Genomic DNA, 264 nt, shown 5'->3' on the forward strand with positions numbered 1-264 from the left:
GCTCGATGACGACACGGTTGGGGATCATTAACAAGTTTCCATATTGCAGCCATCCAGATTCCTTTTCTATGAATGCTCTTCGTTTCCCACGATTTTTTGTATATGCCGAATTTGTGATGGCTAAACCTGCTTTGTCCGCACCTAGGGTGCTATGAACATGGTCTTCAAATGACCAATTTATTGGGGTGTTGTAGGAGTCTCCAATGTTCAGCCAGAGGACGCCCGTAGGCTTTAAAATCCTCATAACTTCAAGAAGTATATTTG

General features: G+C 43.2%; 1 protein-coding gene. It reads right to left on the minus strand.

From position 1 onward, the window contains the following. On the minus strand, window positions 1-264 hold a 264-nt coding region (locus ACZ6JE_RS15300), incomplete at both ends, for a hypothetical protein (protein WP_464319498.1).

It is taken from the genome of Frigoribacterium sp. AC759 (genome assembly GCF_979256015.1).